Source organism: uncultured Holdemanella sp. (assembly GCF_934772795.1).
Classification (GTDB): Bacteria; Bacillota_I; Bacilli_A; order Erysipelotrichales; family Erysipelotrichaceae; genus Holdemanella.
Genome location: NZ_CAKVMR010000039.1, coordinates 1 through 22,009, shown reverse-complemented (window position 1 = coordinate 22,009; position 22,009 = coordinate 1). Strand labels below are relative to the sequence as shown.

Below are 22,009 nucleotides of genomic sequence, written 5' to 3'. Positions count from 1 at the left end.
ACACGTCGCTTTGGATTTGAAAAAGTAGCTATTACATTAAGAGAGTCTATCAATGCCAACATCAACAACTGGTCAGCCATGTTGTATGATGGAAAAGATTACTATTTCTCAAAGAAATACAAGATGCAGATCGTAGACAGAGTCGGTGGTGGAGACAGCTTTGGAGCTGGATTGATTGCGGCATGTTTGGAAGGATATGATGCACAATCCACAATCGAATTTGCGGTAGCTGCAAGTTGTTTAAAACATTCAATTGAAGGTGATTTCAACATGGTGAGCATGGATGAAGTGTTGAAATTAGCTGGTGGAGACGGTTCAGGCCGCGTCCAAAGATAAACCAATAATTTCGGTAGCAACAGATTACTATCATGTATTTATTTCTCCTATTCACAACAACAATACTTACATTTAAAATATCTAACTTTTAGTCGTCTGTTACTAACTATATATACTAGGAAGAGCTTGTCACTCTTCCTTTTTTTCGTAAAATTAATATTGAAAGAAGGTTACTTATGAATGTTGGATTCATGGCTTGTATTGTACTATCTGTTTTGTTTCTAATTGTAGGAATAATGTTTGCACTATTAAAAGAAAAAGGAGCTAAGTATGTTTCTGGCTTTAGTGCGTTGAATCATCCTGAAAAGTATGATAAAACATCCATTTCTTTAGATATGCGAAATCAATGTTTTACATATGCATTGATTCTATTTCTAGGAGCTATTCTTTCTTATTTCATATCCACTCTTATCGCTATACCAACCTATATAATATGGGGTATTCTTTTCTTTAAGTCTGTACATTTGGATGCTGAAAAGGCATTCGAAAAGTATCTAATCAAGTAATTTAACGCAAAAACTTTACTTTTAACTTTTCCAAGTTAAATTGAAAATTTCTAAGTTAAAAGGATTGATTATAAGAGTTGACAGTAGGTAATAAAATTTATATAATCGTTCTAAAACGAACGAATAGGAGGAACTGCTTATGTTTCATGTAAAGAAAAGAACTCTTTTGTTGATAGCTGGAATTGTATGGTTGATTGCAGGATTTAATGTAGCACGATTAGGTGTGCTTTCTTATCGTGTAATTGAATCCAAGTGGTATTTATATATTTTAACAATCATTGTGTTCTCTATATTTGGAATGATGTTTTTCAAGATGAGCAAGAAACACACAAAACGAATCATGGGATATGAAGAAACACGTCCATTCTGGCACTTCTTTGATTTAAAAGCCTATATGATCATGGCTTGCATGATGGGTGGAGGAATTGGATTTAGAGCAGCTGGAATCTTTCCGGATATCTTTATTGCCTTCTTCTATTCAGGACTAGGTTGTGCATTAGCTTTAGCGGGTGTTACTTTCTTAAGAAACTATATTCAATATGAAAACTAAAAGGAAGAGATCGATTTTTGATCTCTTCTTTAATCAATATTGGAGCTTTGGACAATGAAATTACAGATTGAATGTGCAGCAGGAAGCATATATCTGTTTTTCATGGTTGCATTATAAATGATACGTTTCTTTAAATGAAAATGGACAGAAGTCGTAGAGCAATGAATCTAGACAACTATAATGAGAATGGAACTATCAAAAAAGGAAAGAAGAAGTGGATCTTATCCAATCTATGTGCTAAATGTAGTGCTTGATTGTAGAGTTCACTGCTCCAACAGAAAGACAGGAATCCAAAGTTTGAAAATAATGTACGATTGCTGCATAATGTTGTCAGTTAAGAACCCTCACTGCTTGTGGTGAGGAGTAGTCAGTTGATGCGTATACAAAAAATATGAAAAAAGGAGAATAAAAAATGAATACAGTAACAATGAAAAATGTTGAATTTGGTGCAGGCGTACCAAAGATTTGTGTTCCTATTTGTGGAAAAACAAAGGAAGATGTTTTAGAACAAGCTAAGATCATTCTTGATACACCAGCTGATATTATCGAATGGCGTATGGATTGGTTTGAAGGTGTTGAAAATACAGAAGCTGTTGTTGAAATGGCTAAAGAATTACGTGAAGTATTTAAAGAAACTCCAGTATTAGCTACTTTCCGTTCTAAAAAAGAAGGCGGAGAATTAGAAGTTTCTACTGAATACTATGTAGAATTAAATTGTGCTATTGCCAAAAGTGGATATGTAGATGCAGTTGATGTTGAATTATATACAGGAGATAGTGAAGTAGAAACAATTGTTGCTACAGCTCATGAAAATGGAGTCAAAGTTATTATGTCAAACCATGACTTCTTTAAGACACCTGCAAAAGAAGAAATAATTTCTCGTTTGTGTGCTATGCAAGAAAAGGGTGCAGACATTCCTAAGATTGCCGTAATGCCTCAATCTAAAAAGGATGTATTGACATTATTATCAGCTACAAATGAAATGGCTGAAGAACATGCAGATTGTCCAATCATCACAATGTCTATGGCAGCTACTGGTGTTATTTCTCGTTTAGCTGGTGAAGTATTTGGTTCTTGTTTGACATTTGGTGCAGCTAAAAAGGCGAGTGCTCCAGGTCAAATGGGTGTCAATGAACTTAAAACAGTTCTTGAAACTTTACACAAGAGTTTATAATTTGTAAGGGGTGGGGAAACTCATCCTTTTTATTATTGACAATAGATATCAAAATGATATCATTTAGATAGTGGAGGTGCTTATTATGACAGAAAAAGTTTTAAGCAACAAAAAGAATGGCATGGCCATGATGATATTATGGATCGTTTTATATATTGTAGCTTTATTAATGACAATACTAGGGGCTGCATTAATTTGGCCGCTATTTATTATTGGAATTATATGGCTATGTATTGGTTGGATTCCATTTCTTGGTTTAAAAGTATTAAAGCCACAAGAAGCCTTAGTTTTAACTTTGTTTGGTAAATATGTAGGTACTTTAAAGGATGCGGGTTTCTATTACGTCAATCCTTTTTGTCAGGCTGTCAATCCTGCCGCAAAGACAAAATTAAATCAAAGTGGTGATGTGGATGATGGTTCTAAGAAGAGTATTTCCCAAGCACAAGACATTAAAGATATAGTTTCTAAAAAAGTATCTTTGAAAATCATGACTTTAAACAACAATCGCCAAAAGATAAATGATTGTTTAGGAAATCCCGTAGAGATTGGAATTGCCGTTATGTGGCGTGTTACAGATACCGCAAAGGCTGTATTCAATGTGGATAACTATAAGGAATATCTTTCTTTACAATGCGATAGTGCATTACGTAATATTGTTCGTATTTATCCTTATGATGTAGCTGAAAATGTAGATACAACAGGTGATGGTGTTGCCGATGAAGGAAGTCTTAGAGGTTCTAGTGAAGTGGTTGCTTCTAGAATTCGTGATGAAATTCAAAGTAAAGTAAAAGATGCAGGTCTTGAAATCATTGAGGCAAGAATTACATACTTGGCTTATGCACCAGAAATCGCTGCAGTTATGCTACAAAGACAACAGGCAAGTGCTATTATTGATGCACGTAAGATGATTGTCGATGGCGCTGTTGGCATGGTTGAAATGGCATTGGAGCGTTTGAATGAAAATGGGGTTGTAGAATTAGATGAAGAAAGGAAAGCGGCTATGGTTTCGAACTTATTAGTCGTACTTTGTGGAAACCATGATGCGCAGCCAGTTGTGAATTCTGGCAGCTTGTATTAATGGAAAAGAAACAGATTCCTTTGCGTCTTTCAAAAAAATTGTATGATCAAATCGCTTCATGGGCAGAAGATGATTTTCGCAGTGTCAACGGACAAATTGAATATTTATTGACGGAGTGCGTGAAACAAAGAAAAAAGAATGGCAAATATGTCAGTGATACGATGGATGAGCCAATTGAATTGGATATCAAGTAAGAGAGTGTAGAGATACATTCTTTTATTTTTGAAAAAATAAAAGCTTTACAGGTTAAACTAGAAAAACTTTGTAAATTGAGCTACTTTTAAAGGCTAAACTAGAAAAACTTAGTGAATTAAGTAACTTTTACAGGTTAAATTTTGAAGATAATGTGAATCGAATAGTCATTTTGATCGAGTTGTACATTGTAATGTATATGCAAAAAACATAAAATACTCTACAAATAGGAGGTAAATTTACTTATGTATACAAATAACTATTCAAATTCAGTAAGTACAAATTCATTATATAAAGTATACAGTTGGATGATGGTAGGTCTTGGAATTACGGCAATCACTTCGGCATTGTTGTATGCTTCAGGTATATTCATGTTTATTATTCAGATTCCAATGATTTCATTATTGTTGTTCATCGTACAAATTTCATTAACCATTTCAATGGGACGCCAATTATCAAGGAATACACCTGCTTCTAGTATGAAAACGATGTTTATTGTTTATTCGCTCACAATGGGAATTAATATGACATCATTGGCTTATGTTTATAGTGCGGGACAGATTGCGGCTGCCTTTGGTATTAGTGCTATCTACTTTGCGTGTTTAGCTATTATTGGAAAGACGACTAAAATGGATCTTAGTAAAGTGGGAAACATTTGTTTGATTGGTTTAATTGCGATGATCTTTAGTCAATTCTTCTTTATGATTTTTAGAGTCAGTATGGATGTGCGTCTATGGAGTGTGATAGGACTATTGTTGTTCACTGGACTAACGGCTTGGGACATACAAAAAATGAATTATATGTTGAATGGCTATGAAGATGAAAAGATATCGATTTATATGGCTTTACAGCTATATTTAGATTTCTTGAATATCTTCTTATACATTTTACGATTATTAGGACGTAGAGATGATTAATTCATCTCTATTTTTTATAGTTGACAATGTAAACTAATATTGTATACTTTAATAGTTCACAAAATGAACTAAAGGAGTATGTATGAAATTATTAAAGAAAATAGGAATTACAATATTATGTTTATTATTGATATGTGGAATAGGAATCGTTTGCTTGTTTCACAATGAATATAGCTCATTAAAATCATTAAAGAAAATCGATGCCTATCCAATGTATACAATGGAATATAGTGCAGATTATGGATTGGATGAGTTTTTAGAAAAAGGCGCAAGTAATGATAAAGAGCTTGTGGAATTTGTGGTGAATCACGTAATGAAAGGCTTACCTTTAAGCATCAAGATTCCTGATTTAGGTTGTTCTACTTTTATTGCTCAAAACCCAGAATCAGGCTATTTGTTTGGGCGTAACTTTGATATGGATTATTCGCCAAGCGTATTGGTAAAGACAAAGCCTAAAAATGGCTATGCCTCTGTATCCATGGTAAATTTAGGGTTTGTTGGCTATAATGAAAAACATTTGCCAGACACATTAAAAGATTCATTGGTTACTTTGGCAGCACCTTATGCACCATTAGATGGTATGAATGAAAAAGGATTAGCTGTGGGTGTTTTATTGATTGATACAACACCAACTAATCAAAATACAGATAAGGTGGATATCACAACGACAACAGCCATTCGAATGATGTTAGATAAGGCAAAGAATGTGGATGAAGCATTAGCATTATTATCTTCTTATGATATGCATTCAAGTGCCAATAGTTGTTATCATTTCCAAATTTGTGATGCTTCTGGAAAGAGTGTTGTCGTAGAATATGTGGATGATGAAATGAAAGTGGTATATCCAGATAAGAACTATCAATGTGCAACCAATTTCTTACTTACTAATCCAGATGCAGAATTTAATTTTGGTCAAGACCGCTATCAAATTATTGATGAGAAACTAAATTCTTCAAATGGAGTATTAACAAGTCATGAGGCAATGCAACTTTTATCCGATTGTTCTCAGGATGCACATAAGAATAAGCAGGGGAAAATATCAAAGACACAATGGTCTTGTGTATATGATTTAAAAAAGAAGCGTGTAACGATTTGTGTGAATCAAAATTATGATACGGAATATTCGATAAATGTGGTAGAATAGAACCATGAAAAAGAATGAACAAGTATTAGAAGCATGGCTTCAAATGACGACAGTTATTAATAATGAGAGAATTACTTCAGACCTTCCTTATAATGAATCGATGATTTGTCGTTATTTATATCAAAATCAAGATAAAAATGTAACAGCAACCGATTTATGTAATTGGATGCGCATGCAGAAATCGCAGATGAATCGTACACTTACAAGCATGGAAAAAAAGGATTTGATTACGCGTATTCGTAGTGAACAGGATACTCGTAAAATCTATATTACATTAAATGATTCGATGCTTAAGATTTATAAAGCTCAACATGAAAAAATTTTAGGAATCGTAGATCAGTTGTTTGATAAGATTGGTTATGAAAAACAACCAGAAGTGATTGAATTATTTGATTTGATTACGCAAACCGCAAAAGAAATGTTGTAAAGATAAGCTGGATATCCAGCTTTTTTCTTTCGTTTAATTCAGTTCGTTTTTCTGATAAAATATAGGTGGCGTTTGGGGAGGTTTTTATGAAAAAAACAAATTATGTAAAAGATGTGTTGGCTGTTTTATTAGGGAACTTTATGGTAGCAATATCAGTTGCTTTTTTTGTTTTACCAAATAATACATTAACCGGAGGCGTAGCCGGTGTTGCCGTGGCATTAAAACCATTATTGCCATTTATACCATCCGTTTGGCTGATCAACATATTGATGATCGGACTCTATATTGTTGGCGCAATTTTTTTGGGGAAGGCCTTTGCACTGAAATCATTGATTTCAACATTTAGTTATTCATTTTTTGTCTCATTACTAACATATGTGACAACTTTATTTCCTAAAGACACATTTGTCATGCAACCCATGTTGGCAAGTATTTATTGTGGGTTGATTTCGGGAATTGGCTTAGGTCTATGCTTTAGAGTAAACGCAAGTACTGGAGGTATGGATATTCCAGCCTTGTTGATTCATAAGTATACCCATATTTCTTCAGGAAATTCAGTCATGATCGTTGATGCTTTAACTGTCCTTTTAGGTATGACAACATATGGTGTAGAACCAGCTTTGATTGGAGTCCTTTCTGTATTTACATCGGGATTTGCGATTGATAAAACAATTTTGATTGGTTCAAGTACGGCAATCAACTGTATGGTTATTTCAGATAAATGGTTTGAAATTAAAAGTCATGTATTAAACAATATGGAGCGTGGTGTTACAATTTTAGAAGGTAAGGGTGGATATACAAATGAATCTAAACCCGTCTTGATGATTGTAATTCCGCAAAAGCTTTACAGCAATTTAGAACATGAAATTATGCAGTTAGATCCAAGAGCCTTTATTATTGTGAATAGTGTTCATGAAGTAGATGGCGAGGGATTCACGTATGAATTGGAGGATTTAAAATGACGACAAAACTAGTAATTTGTGACATAGATGCAACTTTAGTCAATGAAAAAAAAGAATTAACACCAAGGACAAAAAAAGCTTTGATCAAACTTCATGAAAAAGGTATTTATTTTGGGATTGCCTCGGGTCGTCCTGCTGACGAGTTAAGACGCAATAAAGACTATTGGGATCTACCTTTTGATTTTGACTTTGTGGTAGGAATGAATGGTGCAGAATTATGGGATGGTGTGCATCAAAAATTCTACAGTTATTTTATGATGAAAAAGGAATGGCTAAAGGAAACTATGGAAATCATGAATGTCGTTGAATGCAATCCAATGATCTATTGGGATGGAAAGATTCGTTGCGTTCATATTGATGATATGATGATTCATTCGGCTTCGACATCTCATAAAGAGCTAGAAGTTGTAAAATTAGAAGATTTTTATGCACATGAAAATGCGAAAATTATGTTTCGTATGAAAGAAGAAGATATGCCTAAGGCGGAAGCTTGGGTAAGAGAACATCCAAATCCTTATTATCATGGTTTTAAAACACAATCTACATTGTTGGAATTTTGTGATAAAAGAATCAATAAGGGTTATGGACTACAAAAAATTTGTGAATTAAATGATATGGATATAAAGGATGTTATGGCCTTTGGAGATACATCCAATGATAATGACATGTTAAGAGTAGCAGGTTGTGGCGTTTGTATGATCAATGGTACGGATGATACAAAGGCTTGTGCTGATGCCATCACAAAACAAGACAATGAGCATGATGGTTTAGCTATATATTTAGAAGAAAGTGGTATTTTATGCTAAAAGTATGCGTGATTGGGGGAGGCCCATCTGGATTGATGGCGGCATATACTGCTAGTTTAGGTGGTCATCAAGTGGAGTTGTTTGAGAAAAATAAACAATTGGGAAAGAAGTTGCAACTTACAGGACATGGGCGTTGTAACGTCACAAACAATTGTTCAAAAGATGAATTTTTCAAGCATGTTGTGCACAATGAAAAATTTCTATATAGTCCTTTCTCACAATTTTCGAATCTGGATATGATCAAGTTTTTAAAATCCAATGGCCTACCAACAATAGAAGAAGATCACGGGCGTATGTTTCCTGGTTCGAATTCAAGTCAGGATGTTGTTTTATTGTTTGTGGAGTTATTGCGCAAAAACAATGTTGTTTTACATATGGATGAAGCATGTACAGATTTAATAGTTAAAGATGATACAGTTGTTGGAATCAAAACAGATAAAGGTTCATATTCGTTTGATGTAGTCATTGTTGCGACAGGTGGAAAATCTTTTATGACGACAGGAAGTAGTGGAGATGGATATAAATGGGCAGATGCATTGGATATCAAAGTCAGTGATTTATATCCTGGATTGGTTTCTTTGCGAACAAAAGAAAGCTTTGATTTAGCAGGCCTTTCTTTGCAGAATGTGGGTATTCAAGTAAAGAAAGATAAAAAAGTTTTATATAAACAATTGGGCGACATTTTGTTTACTCACGAAGGCTTTAGTGGACCTGGCATTTTGGCTATGTCGAGCTATGTGATCAATAAAGAACCAGACAAAATCATATTTGATTTAATTCCAGATAAATCAATGGATGAAGTAGATGCATTTTTATTAGAAAGAATGAATCGTTCTTCAAATAAACAATTGAATCACATACTAGAAATGATGATTCCTAAGCGATTGGTACAATATATCATGGATCGTTTACATATTGATGTGTATTTAAAAGCGAATGAAACGACAAAGGCACAAAGAAGAAATATCAGTGAATTGTTGAAGTGTTTAGATTTTGAAGTTTCTAGTTTTGCCGGATTTGATCAAGCTATGATTACAGTGGGTGGCATTAAGACCAATCAAATTCAACCTCAGACAATGGAGTCTAAGAAAATCAAAGGATTAAAGTTTGTGGGTGAAGTTTTGGATTTGGATGCACAAACCGGAGGATACAATTTACAGATTGCCTGGACAACAGGATATGTTGCAGGTTCAACAATAAAAGAAGGGGTTAATTAAAGTCCCTTCTTGAATTTTGATGCGGGAATATGACAATAGGCACCTGGGTTTTTATCCAGGTATTTTTGATGATATTCTTCAGCATTAAAAAAGTTTATTAGTGGTTCAAGCTCAACGGCTAGAGCTGCATCATATTTTTCTTGAATTTCATTGTATTTGTCTTGGATTATTTCTAAATCCGTTTCATCTACATAATAAATGCCTGTACGATAGGAGATGCCAATATCTTCACCTTGTTGATTGACAGATACAGGATCAATAATGTCAAAGTATAAGTCTAATATCTTAGAAAGTGAAATGATGGTGTCATCATATTGGATTTCTAATGTTTCTGCATGACCTGTAAGTCCGGCCTTCACATCTTTATATTCTGGATTTTCACTATTCCCATTCGCATAGCCTACGGTTGTATTTAAGATTCCATCAAATTGATCGAAATAGTGCTGTACACCCCAGAAGCAGCCTCCAGCTAAATATATTGTTTTTATCATTTTAATTTATAATATTTTCCTTTCGAATCTTTTTTATAGCGCCCAACTTTTTTTGCGTAGTCACTCTCAATCCATTTGGAAAGTTTACACTTCTTTTGTTTGTTGGCTAAGATGGGCATTAAATATTTACTTAAATCATCAATAGAAGCATAGCGGGTATTGATTTTTGGATATTTCTTTAATGCTTCTATTACCTCTTCATCACTTGCTTCATTTGGCTTTGAGGCATTTGTTTGTTTCTTTTGTTTTTGTGTCTGTTTTGGCTGAGACTTAGGCGTTTCTTCCTTTAAAGGCAACAAGAACGGGTCTCTTGTCTGTAAGATTTCAATGTCGATATCTTTTCCTTGAAACAACAAAGCTTGTTTAATACCTTGAAATCCTTGATCATTTGTGACAAGAAGAATTTTTTTAGGGACTATATTGGCAACGATTTGTCCAAGTAATGTAGCACAATAAATATCCGCAAAATTCTTTTGGCTTTGGTGTGTGTTGAAACAATAAGAATTTGGGAAATCTTTCGCTATCGCAAAGATTTGTTGCCAGCACTTTTGACCTATTTTTTCGAAGTTTCCGAAGAAAAAGAAGACGCTAGGACTTGTGGCTTTTAGTGTGTTTGTGTCAAATTGTTGAACATTTTCGCAATCAATACAATAGAGTGTGTAGTCTTCAAAATTATCAATTTTAATATTTTGAGGAGAAAAACTCATGCATTGAGAAAATGTTCCAATTGAAAAATTAAGTTGTGACATTTCATTCATCCTTTCGCAAATAATTATAGCACATCGTGGTATTCTTGCTTTGAATTTGTTATAATAAATTTCAAAGGGGGAGTTTTAGTGGCTTATTATCACATCTTAAAAGAACGTCGAACAAACCTAAAACTTTCCATTCAGGATGTTTCAAATCAGACGCGTTTAGCGCCTCAATATATACAAGCAATCGAAGAACACAACCTTGATGTTTTCTCCGATGACCTATCTTTCGTTCGCTATTTTGTACATGCCTATTCGGATGCGATTGGCGTAAATTGGCAGGCCATTTCAGATGAAGTGGATGTAGATGTCAATGAATTTGCACATCAAAGAGATATGGCTTTAACTATGGCACAAAGGCGCATGGTTGAACAAATGGCGAGTGTTCAAAAGACAAAAAAGACGGCTAAGAAAAAGAAAAAATCATCTTTGGGATGGTTTCAAAAGCATGTGAGTCATACCAGTTCTTCGTTGAACGCAAACCAGACGAGAATTATCAAAATGCTTGTCCTGATTGGAATTGTTGGATTAGGAATTTTATCCTTGATCAATGTGGGATTACGTTCGATTTCAAATCAAAAACTAGCAACGCAGCAAGAGCTTCGTGAAGAGCAATTGTCTAAAAAAGAACAGGAGACAAATAAACTCGCAAATCAGCGTAAAAAAGCGAAAGAGGCTCAGGCTTTAGCTGTTGATAAAATTAGTGGTGAAACAAACGCATATCAGCTTTCGAATATTCAATCGGACGTAAAAACATTGGATTTAAGTATTACGTTACCGACTAAGACGAAAATTACTTTGAAAAAGAATGATGAAACAATCAATGATACTTCAAAAGTATATACGGGTACATTCAATCAGAGCTTAGAATTATCCGATGATTGTACTTTTGAAATCAGTATTGAGACATATTCAGATAACAGTATTTCTATTGATGGAAAAGAAATTTCTTTTGATAAAGAGGATTGGAAACAGGGGGAACCTGCCGTTATCACTCTTCAGATTGGCAAGGGATACCAAAAACCAGTTGAAGAAGAAGAGGAAACTGAATATGTGGATGGTGACTATGATTATGATTATGGTTACACAGATGAAGATCTATATGCACAAGGGGAGGATGTAACTTATGGCCAAGATGAATATACCGAACAGACTAACAATTATTAGAATTTTATTGGTTCCTGTTGTTGTGGCTGTATATTTATGTATGGATCCAACTATTGGTGTTATAGATGAAGCAAGTGGTCTAGCACTTCGTGATGTAATCGCGTTTGTGATTTTTGCGGTTGCGAGTATTACAGATTTCTTTGATGGAATGTTAGCTCGAAAGAACAACTGGATTACTTCTTTTGGAAAATTTGCGGATCCTATCGCAGATAAGATGTTAGTGAATACAGTATTGATCTTGATGGTTTATTTTCATCAAGCCAATGTGATTGCGGTATTACTTATGATCGCAAGAGACTTGATCGTTGATGGTTTACGAATGAGTGCAGCTAATTCGGGTGAAGTTGTAAGTGCAGGTATTTTTGGAAAACTAAAGACAGTACTACAAATGTTTGCGCTTGTGTTTTTATTGTTGAAAGATTGGCCGTTTGTCTATATGGGTATTCCTATGGATCAAATATTGTTGTGGGCAGCAACTGCGGCTTCTTTATATAGTGGATGGATTTATTTCAACCAATTGAAAAAATACGTTTTGGAGACTATGTAATGACTGAGGCAAAACAACTTGTTTCTTTATGTACAGAAAATCATTTGACTATTTCTAGCTGTGAAAGTTTAACAGCTGGCCTATTTACAAGCACAATTGCTTCAATTCCTGGAGCAAGTGCTATTTTAAAGGGTGGCTTAGTCACTTATTTTACACCAATGAAAAGTGTATTAGCTCATGTGGATGTGAACTTAATTCAAGAATATGGTGTAATCAGTGAAGAATGTGCTTATGCGATGGCAAGAAACACAAGAGAAATTATGGATGTAGATTATTGTGTGTCTTTTACAGGCAACGCAGGTCCGAGTGCCTGGGAAGAAAAACCAGCAGGAAGAGTCTATTGTGCTATTGCATCTAAAAAAGCAGTTCGTGTATATGGTTTTCAATGTACAGGTCTATCTAGAAATGATGTAAGAGAACATGTTGTTTGTCAGATGATAGATATATTGATACAAACAATTCAAAAGGAGAATATATGCCAAAAGAAAAAGTAGAAACAAATAAAGATAAACTTTTAAGTGATGTTTTAACAGAAATTGAAAGGGAATATGGTAAAGGTTCTGTCATGAAATTAGGTGATAGAGCAGCCGTAGATATTGAACCCATTCCTTCTGGAAGTTTATTATTGGATGATGCTCTAGGCATTGGCGGATATCCAAAGGGAAGAATTATTGAAATCTTTGGTCCGGAATCAAGTGGTAAAACAACACTTGCGTTACATGCTGTTGCAGAAGTTCAAAAAAAGGGTGGTCGTGCTGCGTTTATTGATGCAGAAAACGCAATCGATCCTGTATACGCAAAAAATTTAGGTGTCAACATTGATGAGTTGATTTTATCGCAGCCAGATTCTGGGGAACAAGGTTTAGACATTATGTTGATGCTTGTTGAAAGTGGAGCAGTTGATTTAGTTGTCGTGGATAGTGTTGCAGCCTTAGTTCCACAAGCCGAATTAGATGGTGAAATGGGAGATAATCAAGTTGGTTTACAAGCTCGTATGATGTCAAAGGCTATGCGTAAACTTGCAGGGGCTATGAACCAAAATGATTGTACGGCTATTTTTATCAACCAGCTTCGTGAAAAAGTAGGTGTTATTTATGGAAATCCAGAAACAACGCCGGGTGGTCGTGCTTTAAAATTCTACTCTTCTGTTCGTGTGGATATTCGTAAGGCGGATGCCATTAAAAATGGTACAGATATTGTAGGTAATAAAGTTAAAGTAAAAATTGTTAAGAATAAGGTAGCACCTCCATTTAAGTCTGCCGTATTAGAAATTATGTACGGCGAAGGAATCTCTTACATTAGTGAACTATTAGATTTATGTGTCGATGCCAATATTGTAAAAAAAGCAGGGGCATGGTTCAGTTATGAAGGAGAAAAGATTGGTCAGGGTAAAGAGGCTGCCAAAGCTTACATTAAGGCAAATCCAGAATTCAAATCAATGCTTGAAGAAAAATTAAAGGAATTTAGAACAAACAAAGAAGTTGAAGAATAAGAGTTCTGCGTAGAACTCTTATTTTCATTTAGAGGTATATATGGCACGTTTAGAAAAAAATAATTATAAATCCATTCAAAAAAGTGAATTAAAGGATCCCGTAGTATTTGTGGTCGACATGATCAAAGGTTTTGTGAATATAGGGTCGTTACATGATGAAGCCATCGGGAATGTAGAAAAGAATATTGAAAATCTTTTAACAAGCTTAGACTGCAATAATGTCTTTGTATGTGATTCACACCCACCAAAGACGCGTGAGTTCAATTCGTTTCCAGCTCATTGTGTAATTGGTAGTGAAGAAGCTGAAGTGGTAGATTCTTTAAAACCATTCATTAAACATGTGATCAAGAAGAATAGTACGAATACGTTTATGGCACCAGAATTTGAAGAGTTTCTGAATACAGACTTGAAGTATTATCGTGATATAATTGTGACGGGATGTTGTACAGATCTTTGTGTACTTCATTTCGTACTAAGTCTAAATACTTGGTTCAATGAACACAATATGAATGAATATCGTATTGTCGTGGTTGAAAACTGTACAGAAACCTATCATATACCAGAAATACATGAAGCCACATTTTGGAATGATGTCGCATTTAGAATGATGGAAATGAATGGTATTCAAGTTGTTTCTGAAGTAAGGGAGTAAAGATTATAAAATGAAAGATAAGAGAAATTTAAGTTTAGTCATGGACTTTTATGAACTCACAATGAGTCAATGTTACTTCAATGATAATAAAGACAAAGAAGTCGTATTTGACTTATTTTATCGTAAAAATCCAGATGACGGGGGATATTGTGTATTTGCAGGTTTAGAACAAGTTGTAGACTATGTTTCTAACTTGCATTTTGAAAAAGAAGATATTGATTATTTGCGCTCATTAAATCAATTTAGTGAAGATTTTCTAGAATATTTATCAACCATTCGTTTTACTGGAGATATTTATGCGATTCCAGAAGGAACACCTGTATTTCCTCATGAACCATTGGTTCGTGTCAAAGCGCCAATTATTGAAGCACAACTTGTAGAAACGGCATTACTTTTGGCAATCAATCACCAGACTTTGATTGCGACAAAATCACGTCGTATTGTACAAGCTAGTGAGGGTAGAGCCGTTATGGAATTTGGTGCGCGACGTGCACATAACTTTGATGCAGCTATTCTAGGAGCTAGAGCGGCTTATATTGCAGGATGTGCCGGAAGTGCCACTACATATTCAGGAAAAGAATTTGGTGTACCTGTACTTGGTACAATGGCTCACTCATTTATTCAAAGCTTTGATACGGAATATGATGCATTTATGTATTATGCCAAAACATATCCAAACGCATGTACTTTATTGATCGATACATATTCAACATTAAAATCAGGTATTGTGAATGCCATTAAAGTTGCTAAAGATTATCTAGAACCAAATGGATATCGTTTAAAAGGTGTTCGAATTGATAGTGGAGACATGGCTTATCTTTCTAAAAAAGTTCGTAAGATGTTAGATGAAGCTGGAATGGAAGATTGTAAGATCGTTGTATCCAATTCATTAGATGAATATGTTATTGAATCATTAATTCATCAACAAGGTGCTAAAATCGATTCGTTTGGGGTTGGTGAAAACTTGATTTGTTCAAAGAACTCACCAGTATTTGGTGGCGTTTATAAAATGGTGGCGCTTGAAAAAGATGGCCATATGATCCCAAAAATCAAAATTAGTGACAATGTTGAAAAAGTGACAAATCCAGGTATGAAGAATTTAAATCGTATTATGGATAAAGAAACAGGTATGGCCATTGCCGATTTATTGACATTAGAAGATGAAGTAATCGATACAACGCAAGATCTCACAATCTATCATCCAATGTCACGTTGGAAATACAAAGTGATTCCAGCTAATACATACACTGTAAGAGATATGTTAGTGCCAATCTTTAAAGATGGTAAGCTTGTTTATAATCTACCTAGCCTAGAAGAAATTCGTGCTTATAGTGAAAAAGAATTAGCTACAATTTGGGATGAAATCAAACGTTTTGTATATCCGCAAGAATATTATGTGGACTTAAGTGAAAAGTTATTGAATCTTAAGTTAGAAATGTTGAAAAAGTATAAATAAAAAAAACCGTCGCTTGACGGTTTTTGTGTTAAATACAACTTTCAAAGAATGCACGCATATCCTTGGCTAATAAATCAAAGCTTTCTTTACCAAGATAAGCCATGTGTCCACTTGGATATTCACCAATTGTAACTCGATTTGGATCAAGATTTGAGTGAGTAGCTAAATAACGTGCATTGCCTGCTGTTGTACATAAATCATACAAGCCAGAGGCAAAGAAGACTTTCATCTGTTTGTTTCTTCGCATGCATCCAGCTAAGGATTGGGCAGGACTTGTTTTAAATTCACGATTCCATGTTATATTCACATCAAAGACTAAGCCTTTTGAGATACGATCACTTGTGATATTTAATTCTTGACGCATCAATCCATAGGCAGTCTGGAAAGCAGGCGTATATTGTCCCATGGCTGGATCATCCGCAATGACGTTAGCTTCCATGATTTCTGGATCATCATTCCATGTATAACGACCGTCATAGAAACCTAAAGCTAAGCCTTTATCTTCTAATAGCTTATGCGCAAAACCTTTCTGCATATCCATATGTAAATGATGTCTTAACCAATACGTTTTATCAATGCCAGAATAGTAGGCAAGCTTATCTGCGATTTCTTCTTTGTTCGGACAAGCATCCCCTAAAAATAAAGCTGTGATATATTCAGTGGATGCGAATTTGAAGGCTTCTTCAATAAAGTCTTCTTGCGAAATATTTTCTTTAGGATTATGGAAATAATTTGTGGCAGCCATTGTGATTAAATCGGTAGCACTTGCTTCAACAGGAAGTTTTTCGATAAAATAACTACCAAGTAAGAAGATACCACTTACACTAATTCCCATCGTATCCGCCTTTTCAGGACCAGCACCCATTAGTTCTCCTGCAAGTAAGGCACTTCTTGTGGTACCATAGCTTTCACCCGCAAGTAAGACTGGTGAATTTCTACGATTATAGCGAGCTAAGAATTGTTCAATGAATTTAGACACACTACGAACATCGCCATGCGTTTCATAAAATTCTTTTCTTGCCTTTTCTTGAATCAAACGACCTAAACCTGTTCCTACTGGATCAATAAAGACAAGATCACATATGTCTAATAAACAATGTGGATTGTCTTCTAGTTCAAAAGGAGGAACCGTAGGAAGATTGAGTTCATCATCTAGTTTTACAATTCTAGGGCCAAATAATCCCATGTGAAGCCAAAGACTTGCACATCCTGGGCCACCATTATAAATAAATAAGATTGGACGTTTTGAATTGTCTTGAACATCACTTCGAAAGTAGGCATAACTAAAGATGGATGCGACTGGATTGTTTTCTTCATCTACAAAGAAATGATCTTCACAAATTGTATGATAAGGAATTGAGACTCCTTGGATATTGATTTTACCATCTGCTTCATATTTTGATTTTTCTAAATTTTCTTGAATTCGCATTTACTTCACCTCGCACTTTTTGATAAAGACATTGAATATATCTTGCATTTCACCATATTTATGCGACATGGCTTCTGGATGAAACTGTACGGCATAAATTGGTAAAGATTCATGTTCAATGGCTTCAATAATTCCATCACTCGATTTAGCTGCCACTTTAAAGTGTGGGGCTAAATCCTTGATGGCCTGATGATGAAAACTATTCACATAAGCTTCATCACTTAAGCTAGGATATAAAAAGCTATCCTTTTCAATATGGATCTTATGACTTGGATTTTCTCTTTTTTCTTGTTGCGCATGTTTAATGACATTTCTTTTACAATACGATAAATCTTGGTACAAAGATCCTTTAAAATATACATTTAACATCTGAATGCCACGACAGATTCCAAAAATAGGAATCTGTTTTTCATTGGCATATTTTAATACTCGCATTTCATAGTAGTCACGATCTAAACTCGAATCTCCTTGTAGCGTTTCTGGATTTTCATCATAAATCATAGGATTTACATCAATTCCACCCGTCACAATCAATCCATCTAATGCATTGACTTGAGCTTCAATTGTATCATAGTCATTTGTGATAGGAAGAATAACAGGACATCCACCTGCACGAATAACACTGTTAATGTAGGCTTCATTGATAAATTGTTTAGGTAAATTTTCTTTATCCAATTCATTACAAGTTAGACCGATAATTGGCCTACGCATTTTTATCCTCCACAAGGGCAATTTCGATATTCTTTGTCTCCTTAATGATGTACTTACCTGGAATAGCTTCATCTACATATTCCATTTCACCATTCTGGTTGTCATATGGATCATTTGGCAAGAAGTTTTTAGCTGGTACAAAATCACCTTGGAATTTAGATGAGCATGGCGTTCTAAATAGATCTAAATATCCAAAATAGAAATCTCTTCTTTCTAAGTTTCCAGCACGATAAGATCCTCCACCAAATGAACAATCCGCATATAACCATCCATATGGAGCTACATAGAATCGTGCCCAGTCATGGTTACCAATGGTTTCTGGTGTAGTATAAAGTCCAGCTTGCCAAGTGGCAGGAATACCCGCAATACGACATAGAGTAATAAATGTCAATGCTTGTAAACCACAATCACCCTTTAGTCCTGTTGTGATATATTCAGGAATACATGGTAAAGTCGCATAAGCACGTACATATGAATATGTAACATGACTTGTGATATAGTCATAAATTAATTTAGCCTTTAATAATGGATTTGTTTCTTCACCAATGATTTCTTTGACTAAATCTTTCAAATAATCTGTAAATACAACGTGTGGTGCATATTCCTCTAGACAAGTATCTGGATGTTCATCTGTTACGATACTAGGGTCTAATTCTTCATAGTGCATGTGATTGATGAATTCATATTCTACACTGAATTCTTCACCTTTTTCGTATGGCTTTTCAATATAGACACATCTTTGATCGACGCTGTTGTCATTGACTAAACCTTCATGAGATGTATTTAATAATTTAAAATCTTCAACTTGCGCATATTCTTTTGGGATAGGAAGCCAAACGCGAATTGTTTTTCCTGGCTTTTCAAATGCGGGATCCACCTTCAAACTTGTCTTTACATGAATCTTGCAGTAAACATCCTTTTCTTCCTTCATTTTATGCATTACATCATCTAATAAAGTGCTTGCAGCACCTTCTTTTTCAATCAAACGATCCTTATACGCTTTACGCACTTTAATTAGATTTTCAAAGAAATTGTCTTTAAAATACATCTTTCCTTCAATGAAGATCCATTCAAAAGCATTGTCCTTAAATAATGTATCGAATTCTTCATCCTTGAAATCTTCAATCTTTGATTTTAATAATTTAATGGCTTCTTCTTTTGAATACGTAAAATCTTCAGGAAGACGAGAAATCAATTCTTTTTCTAATTCTAAACGCTCCTTCAATTTGGCAGGAATGTCTTTTTGAAGACGTAAATCAATCATCTCCTGCATCAGTTTAAATTGCCCATTCCATTTTAATTTCATTAAATCTTCGGGAAGTGGCGTGTTCAATGTTGTCATGTTCATAATAGTTCACCTCATTTTGATTATACCCTATTATGAAAATTATTACATAAAAAAATGAAACTTATTGAAATAAGTTTCGAATTAATTCCTCCTGACTGTATTTTTCCTGCATTTCTTTATCTACACTCATTAAGATAGGGGGTAAGTTTTTAAATGATTTATAATATTGTAAAACTAAAGACAATGCCAAAAAAGGAGCCCATTCTTGAAGTGTCATATTGTCTTTTGGTTCTAATAAAAATCCATCTTTTAAGACTTCCTTTCGTTTTGCACAATTTAAGGTGTATTCCAATTCATTTCCATAATTCACTTTTAATATTTCCTCATCAAAAGAAAGAATGGGACTTAAATTATCTAATGGAGCATTCATACTATATTGATAGGTATGTCCATCGATTTGTTTCATCACTAACGTTTTATATTTCATGATTTTATTGTAGCGCATAAAAGTTTTTGTTTCTGTTAAATATTATTAACATGGTATAATCTTGTGGGTGATAAAATGACATTTGAACAAATGAATTTAGATAAAAATATTATACAAGCCTTACATACATTAGGCTATGAAAAACCATTACCTGTACAAGAACAAGTTATCCCGAATATTCTTTCGGGAACGGATTGTATTGTCAAATCAAGAACGGGTAGTGGAAAAACCGCATCCTTTGCGATTCCTATTATTCAAAATCTAGAAATTGATGAAAGAAGCCCACAAGCATTGGTACTAACGCCGACTCGAGAACTAGCTTTACAGATTCAACAGGATTTTGATCGTATTGGAACTTTCAAAAAAATTAAGACATTACCTATTTTTGGTAAGCAGCCATTTAAGTTTCAAAAGGAAGATTTGAAACAAAGATGCCACGTTGTGATTGGTACGCCAGGAAGAGTTTTGGATCATCTGCAACAAGAAACATTAGATCCATCAAAAATTAAATATGTAGTCTTGGATGAAGCGGATGAAATGTTGAATATGAACTTTTTGGATGAGGTACAAGCCATTTTAAAATATATGCCTAAAAAACACGTGACATGTTTATTTAGTGCAACCTATCCTGCAGTGATTCAAAGAATGAGCAAGAAGTATTTGTATAAACCAGCTAAGATTGATCTAACAAGTACTAATAAGCCAAATATTCTAGAAGAAGCGTATCACGTGAATGAAGAACATAAAGAATTGTTCCTTCTTCATTTATTGGCCTTAAAGAAACCAGAATCTTGTATGATCTTTTGTAAGACACAGGCGAGAGTGGATGAAGTCTATGCATGTTTAGAAAAGAATCAAGTCAGTGTAGATAAGATTCACGGCGGTATGATGCAAGAAGAACGACTATCGCATATGCGACGCTTTAAAAAAGGAAAGGTACGTATTTTAGTTTGTACTGATGTCGCCAGTCGAGGAATTGATGTTTTTAAAGTCGAAATGATTATTAACTACGATATGCCTAGTCCTGTTGAAACATATACACATCGTATTGGACGCAGTGGAAGAGTCGATGAAAAAGGTTTAGCTATAAGTTTAGTCAATGAATATGATGGTATACGAAAAGAAAAACTGGAAGAATATCTAGGTTATAACTTGCCATTTAAAGAAGAGGGCGAAGTCTATTTAAGCGATTTGGATGTATTAGATTCATTAAAAGAATCCAACCGAGTTGTGGTAGATAAATCCAAAGATTTAAGAAAAGGCATCACTAAAATTTATCTAAATGGCGGAAAGAATAAGAAGATTCGTCCAGGCGATATTGTAGGAGCTATCTGTGAAATTGATGGAGTGACTGTCGATGATATTGGAGTCATTCAAGTGCAGGATCATCAATCGTATGTGGATATCTTAAATGATAAGGGAAAACTTGTATTAAAGAATTTAAAGACAATTAAAGGCAAAACGTTGCGTATTCAAAAGGCAAAAAATGGATTTGGTCATTAAACACTTAACTTTGTAAAAAATGTATAACTACAATTGAATTTTTGAATAAATTGTTGAAATTTCCTGTATTTATGGGAGATTTCAACTTTTTTATTGGCAGAATCTATGATATAATAGAGTTATACAGTATAACTACTTTTGGAGGCTATTATGTTACTCAAAAATGTGAAGGTTCTTCGTCCTAAAACGACTAAAATTCAAAAAAGAAATGGTATCGGATATGTGTATCAGGTTATTAGTAAATCTTATAAAAAGGATAAAAAATATACGGTGGAAAACAGAAAACTGATTGGTAAAATGATTGATGAGGAATGGATGGTTCCTAATGAATATTTTGAACAGTATTATCCGGATGTATGTGTAGAACAGGAAACACCTGAGTTTTCGGATACACTGCGTATTGGTTGTTTTCTTGTTATTCAAAAAATATTTAGAGATTTACAGATTGAAGATGTGCTGTCATCTATATTTGGTGATTTAGGAACGTTTATTGAAGATATTGTTTCTTATATGATCACGAATGAGAGTTGTACATTTCAGTATTATTCTAATTTTATGAGAAACCATCCTGTAATGGATAAGAATATACGTGATGATACGCAGATCAGCAGATTGTTAAAATATAATATTAAGGAAGAGGATATAAATCTATTCTTACGTGCATGGAACCAGATGAACAACACAAAAGAGTGTATTTATGTCGGATATGACAGCACGAATTTCAA

General features: G+C 34.3%; 26 protein-coding genes. 20 read left to right on the top strand and 6 right to left on the bottom strand.

All coding sequences use genetic code 11. The annotated features are described in order from the left end of the window. The 12 genes from Q0F04_RS08000 to Q0F04_RS07945 form a co-directional block, all read left to right on the top strand. The coding region (locus Q0F04_RS08000; protein WP_295752105.1) for a PfkB family carbohydrate kinase at positions 1-336 on the top strand (336 nt) is incomplete at its 5' end. Between the two features lie 176 nt (positions 337-512). Then, complete coding sequence (locus tag Q0F04_RS07995) at positions 513-842, top strand: DUF3784 domain-containing protein (RefSeq protein WP_295752103.1); 330 nt, start codon at positions 513-515, stop codon at positions 840-842. Between the two features lie 139 nt (positions 843-981). Further along, positions 982-1,392, top strand: coding sequence for a hypothetical protein (locus Q0F04_RS07990; protein ID WP_295752102.1), 411 nt, complete (start codon positions 982-984; stop codon positions 1,390-1,392). A gap of 412 nt (positions 1,393-1,804) precedes the next feature. Further along, positions 1,805-2,566, top strand: coding sequence for a type I 3-dehydroquinate dehydratase (gene aroD / locus Q0F04_RS07985; protein WP_295752100.1), 762 nt, complete (start codon positions 1,805-1,807; stop codon positions 2,564-2,566). Between the two features lie 85 nt (positions 2,567-2,651). Then, positions 2,652-3,644 carry an SPFH domain-containing protein gene (locus Q0F04_RS07980; protein ID WP_295752098.1) on the top strand — a complete coding sequence of 331 codons (993 nt, stop codon included), beginning with the start codon at positions 2,652-2,654 and terminating at the stop codon, positions 3,642-3,644. Next, on the top strand, positions 3,644-3,838 hold the full coding sequence (locus Q0F04_RS07975; RefSeq protein ID WP_117573687.1) for a PTS ascorbate transporter subunit IIC: 195 nt from the start codon (positions 3,644-3,646) through the stop codon (positions 3,836-3,838). The genes Q0F04_RS07980 and Q0F04_RS07975 overlap by 1 nt, the downstream gene beginning before the upstream one ends. Before the next feature lie 243 nt (positions 3,839-4,081). Then, positions 4,082-4,753, top strand: coding sequence for a Bax inhibitor-1/YccA family protein (locus tag Q0F04_RS07970; protein ID WP_295752096.1), 672 nt, complete (start codon positions 4,082-4,084; stop codon positions 4,751-4,753). 82 nt (positions 4,754-4,835) lie between these two features. Further along, positions 4,836-5,897 carry a C45 family peptidase gene (locus Q0F04_RS07965; protein ID WP_295752094.1) on the top strand — a complete coding sequence of 354 codons (1,062 nt, stop codon included), beginning with the start codon at positions 4,836-4,838 and terminating at the stop codon, positions 5,895-5,897. A 4-nt stretch (positions 5,898-5,901) separates the two neighbouring features. After that, the gene (locus Q0F04_RS07960) at positions 5,902-6,324 is read left to right on the top strand and encodes a MarR family transcriptional regulator (protein WP_295752092.1); all 423 of its coding nucleotides are present in this window, start codon (positions 5,902-5,904) and stop codon (positions 6,322-6,324) included. An 86-nt stretch (positions 6,325-6,410) separates the two neighbouring features. Beyond that, positions 6,411-7,286, top strand: coding sequence for a YitT family protein (locus Q0F04_RS07955; protein ID WP_295752091.1), 876 nt, complete (start codon positions 6,411-6,413; stop codon positions 7,284-7,286). Continuing rightward, a complete protein-coding gene (locus Q0F04_RS07950) occupies positions 7,283-8,092 on the top strand; it encodes an HAD family hydrolase (RefSeq protein WP_117572650.1) in 810 nt (269 codons plus the stop codon). The genes Q0F04_RS07955 and Q0F04_RS07950 overlap by 4 nt, the downstream gene beginning before the upstream one ends. Then, entirely contained in the window at positions 8,086-9,309 is a 1,224-nt protein-coding gene (locus Q0F04_RS07945; protein ID WP_295752090.1) for an NAD(P)/FAD-dependent oxidoreductase, read from the top strand. Before Q0F04_RS07950 ends, Q0F04_RS07945 begins: the two co-directional genes overlap by 7 nt. Here Q0F04_RS07945 and msrA read toward each other — a convergent pair. Next, on the bottom strand, positions 9,306-9,800 hold the full coding sequence (msrA, locus tag Q0F04_RS07940) for a peptide-methionine (S)-S-oxide reductase MsrA (protein WP_295752089.1): 495 nt from the start codon (positions 9,798-9,800) through the stop codon (positions 9,306-9,308). The genes Q0F04_RS07945 and msrA overlap by 4 nt on opposite strands. Beyond that, positions 9,797-10,549 (bottom strand): hypothetical protein, encoded by a 753-nt coding sequence (locus tag Q0F04_RS07935; RefSeq protein WP_295752088.1) that lies wholly within the window; start codon positions 10,547-10,549, stop codon positions 9,797-9,799. Before Q0F04_RS07935 ends, msrA begins: the two co-directional genes overlap by 4 nt. A gap of 87 nt (positions 10,550-10,636) precedes the next feature. On the opposite strand from Q0F04_RS07935, the gene Q0F04_RS07930 reads away from it, so the two are divergent. From Q0F04_RS07930 to Q0F04_RS07905, 6 genes are read left to right on the top strand one after another with little or no spacing between them, the layout of a single operon-like run. After that, positions 10,637-11,719 carry a helix-turn-helix transcriptional regulator gene (locus Q0F04_RS07930; RefSeq protein WP_295752087.1) on the top strand — a complete coding sequence of 361 codons (1,083 nt, stop codon included), beginning with the start codon at positions 10,637-10,639 and terminating at the stop codon, positions 11,717-11,719. Continuing rightward, a complete protein-coding gene (gene pgsA / locus Q0F04_RS07925; RefSeq protein WP_363142626.1) occupies positions 11,679-12,266 on the top strand; it encodes a CDP-diacylglycerol--glycerol-3-phosphate 3-phosphatidyltransferase in 588 nt (195 codons plus the stop codon). Before Q0F04_RS07930 ends, pgsA begins: the two co-directional genes overlap by 41 nt. Further along, positions 12,266-12,760 (top strand): CinA family protein, encoded by a 495-nt coding sequence (locus tag Q0F04_RS07920; protein ID WP_117572659.1) that lies wholly within the window; start codon positions 12,266-12,268, stop codon positions 12,758-12,760. Before pgsA ends, Q0F04_RS07920 begins: the two co-directional genes overlap by 1 nt. Continuing rightward, positions 12,742-13,758 (top strand): recombinase RecA, encoded by a 1,017-nt coding sequence (recA, locus tag Q0F04_RS07915; protein WP_295752086.1) that lies wholly within the window; start codon positions 12,742-12,744, stop codon positions 13,756-13,758. Before Q0F04_RS07920 ends, recA begins: the two co-directional genes overlap by 19 nt. Positions 13,759-13,798: 40 nt before the next feature. Beyond that, positions 13,799-14,410, top strand: a complete 612-nt coding sequence (locus Q0F04_RS07910) for an isochorismatase family cysteine hydrolase (protein WP_295752085.1) — start codon at positions 13,799-13,801, stop codon at positions 14,408-14,410. Positions 14,411-14,420: 10 nt separating this feature from the next. Further along, positions 14,421-15,866 carry a nicotinate phosphoribosyltransferase gene (locus Q0F04_RS07905; protein ID WP_295752084.1) on the top strand — a complete coding sequence of 482 codons (1,446 nt, stop codon included), beginning with the start codon at positions 14,421-14,423 and terminating at the stop codon, positions 15,864-15,866. Positions 15,867-15,894: 28 nt separating this feature from the next. Here the strand turns inward: Q0F04_RS07905 and Q0F04_RS07900 are convergent, their stop codons facing one another. The 4 genes from Q0F04_RS07900 to Q0F04_RS07885 form a co-directional block, all read right to left on the bottom strand. Beyond that, positions 15,895-17,295 (bottom strand): hypothetical protein, encoded by a 1,401-nt coding sequence (locus tag Q0F04_RS07900; RefSeq protein ID WP_295752081.1) that lies wholly within the window; start codon positions 17,293-17,295, stop codon positions 15,895-15,897. Then, positions 17,296-18,006, bottom strand: coding sequence for a gamma-glutamyl-gamma-aminobutyrate hydrolase family protein (locus tag Q0F04_RS07895; RefSeq protein WP_295752079.1), 711 nt, complete (start codon positions 18,004-18,006; stop codon positions 17,296-17,298). Beyond that, positions 17,999-19,354, bottom strand: a complete 1,356-nt coding sequence (locus Q0F04_RS07890; protein ID WP_295752076.1) for a transglutaminase domain-containing protein — start codon at positions 19,352-19,354, stop codon at positions 17,999-18,001. The genes Q0F04_RS07895 and Q0F04_RS07890 overlap by 8 nt, the downstream gene beginning before the upstream one ends. Positions 19,355-19,415: 61 nt before the next feature. Further along, complete coding sequence (locus Q0F04_RS07885) at positions 19,416-19,781, bottom strand: hypothetical protein (protein ID WP_295752073.1); 366 nt, start codon at positions 19,779-19,781, stop codon at positions 19,416-19,418. A gap of 75 nt (positions 19,782-19,856) precedes the next feature. Here Q0F04_RS07885 and Q0F04_RS07880 point away from each other — a divergent pair, with 75 nt between their 5' ends. Next, the gene (locus Q0F04_RS07880) at positions 19,857-21,284 is read left to right on the top strand and encodes a DEAD/DEAH box helicase (RefSeq protein ID WP_295752070.1); all 1,428 of its coding nucleotides are present in this window, start codon (positions 19,857-19,859) and stop codon (positions 21,282-21,284) included. A gap of 150 nt (positions 21,285-21,434) precedes the next feature. Further along, positions 21,435-22,009, top strand: a 575-nt coding sequence (locus Q0F04_RS07875; RefSeq protein ID WP_295752068.1) for a hypothetical protein, incomplete at its 3' end; no start/stop codon positions are given.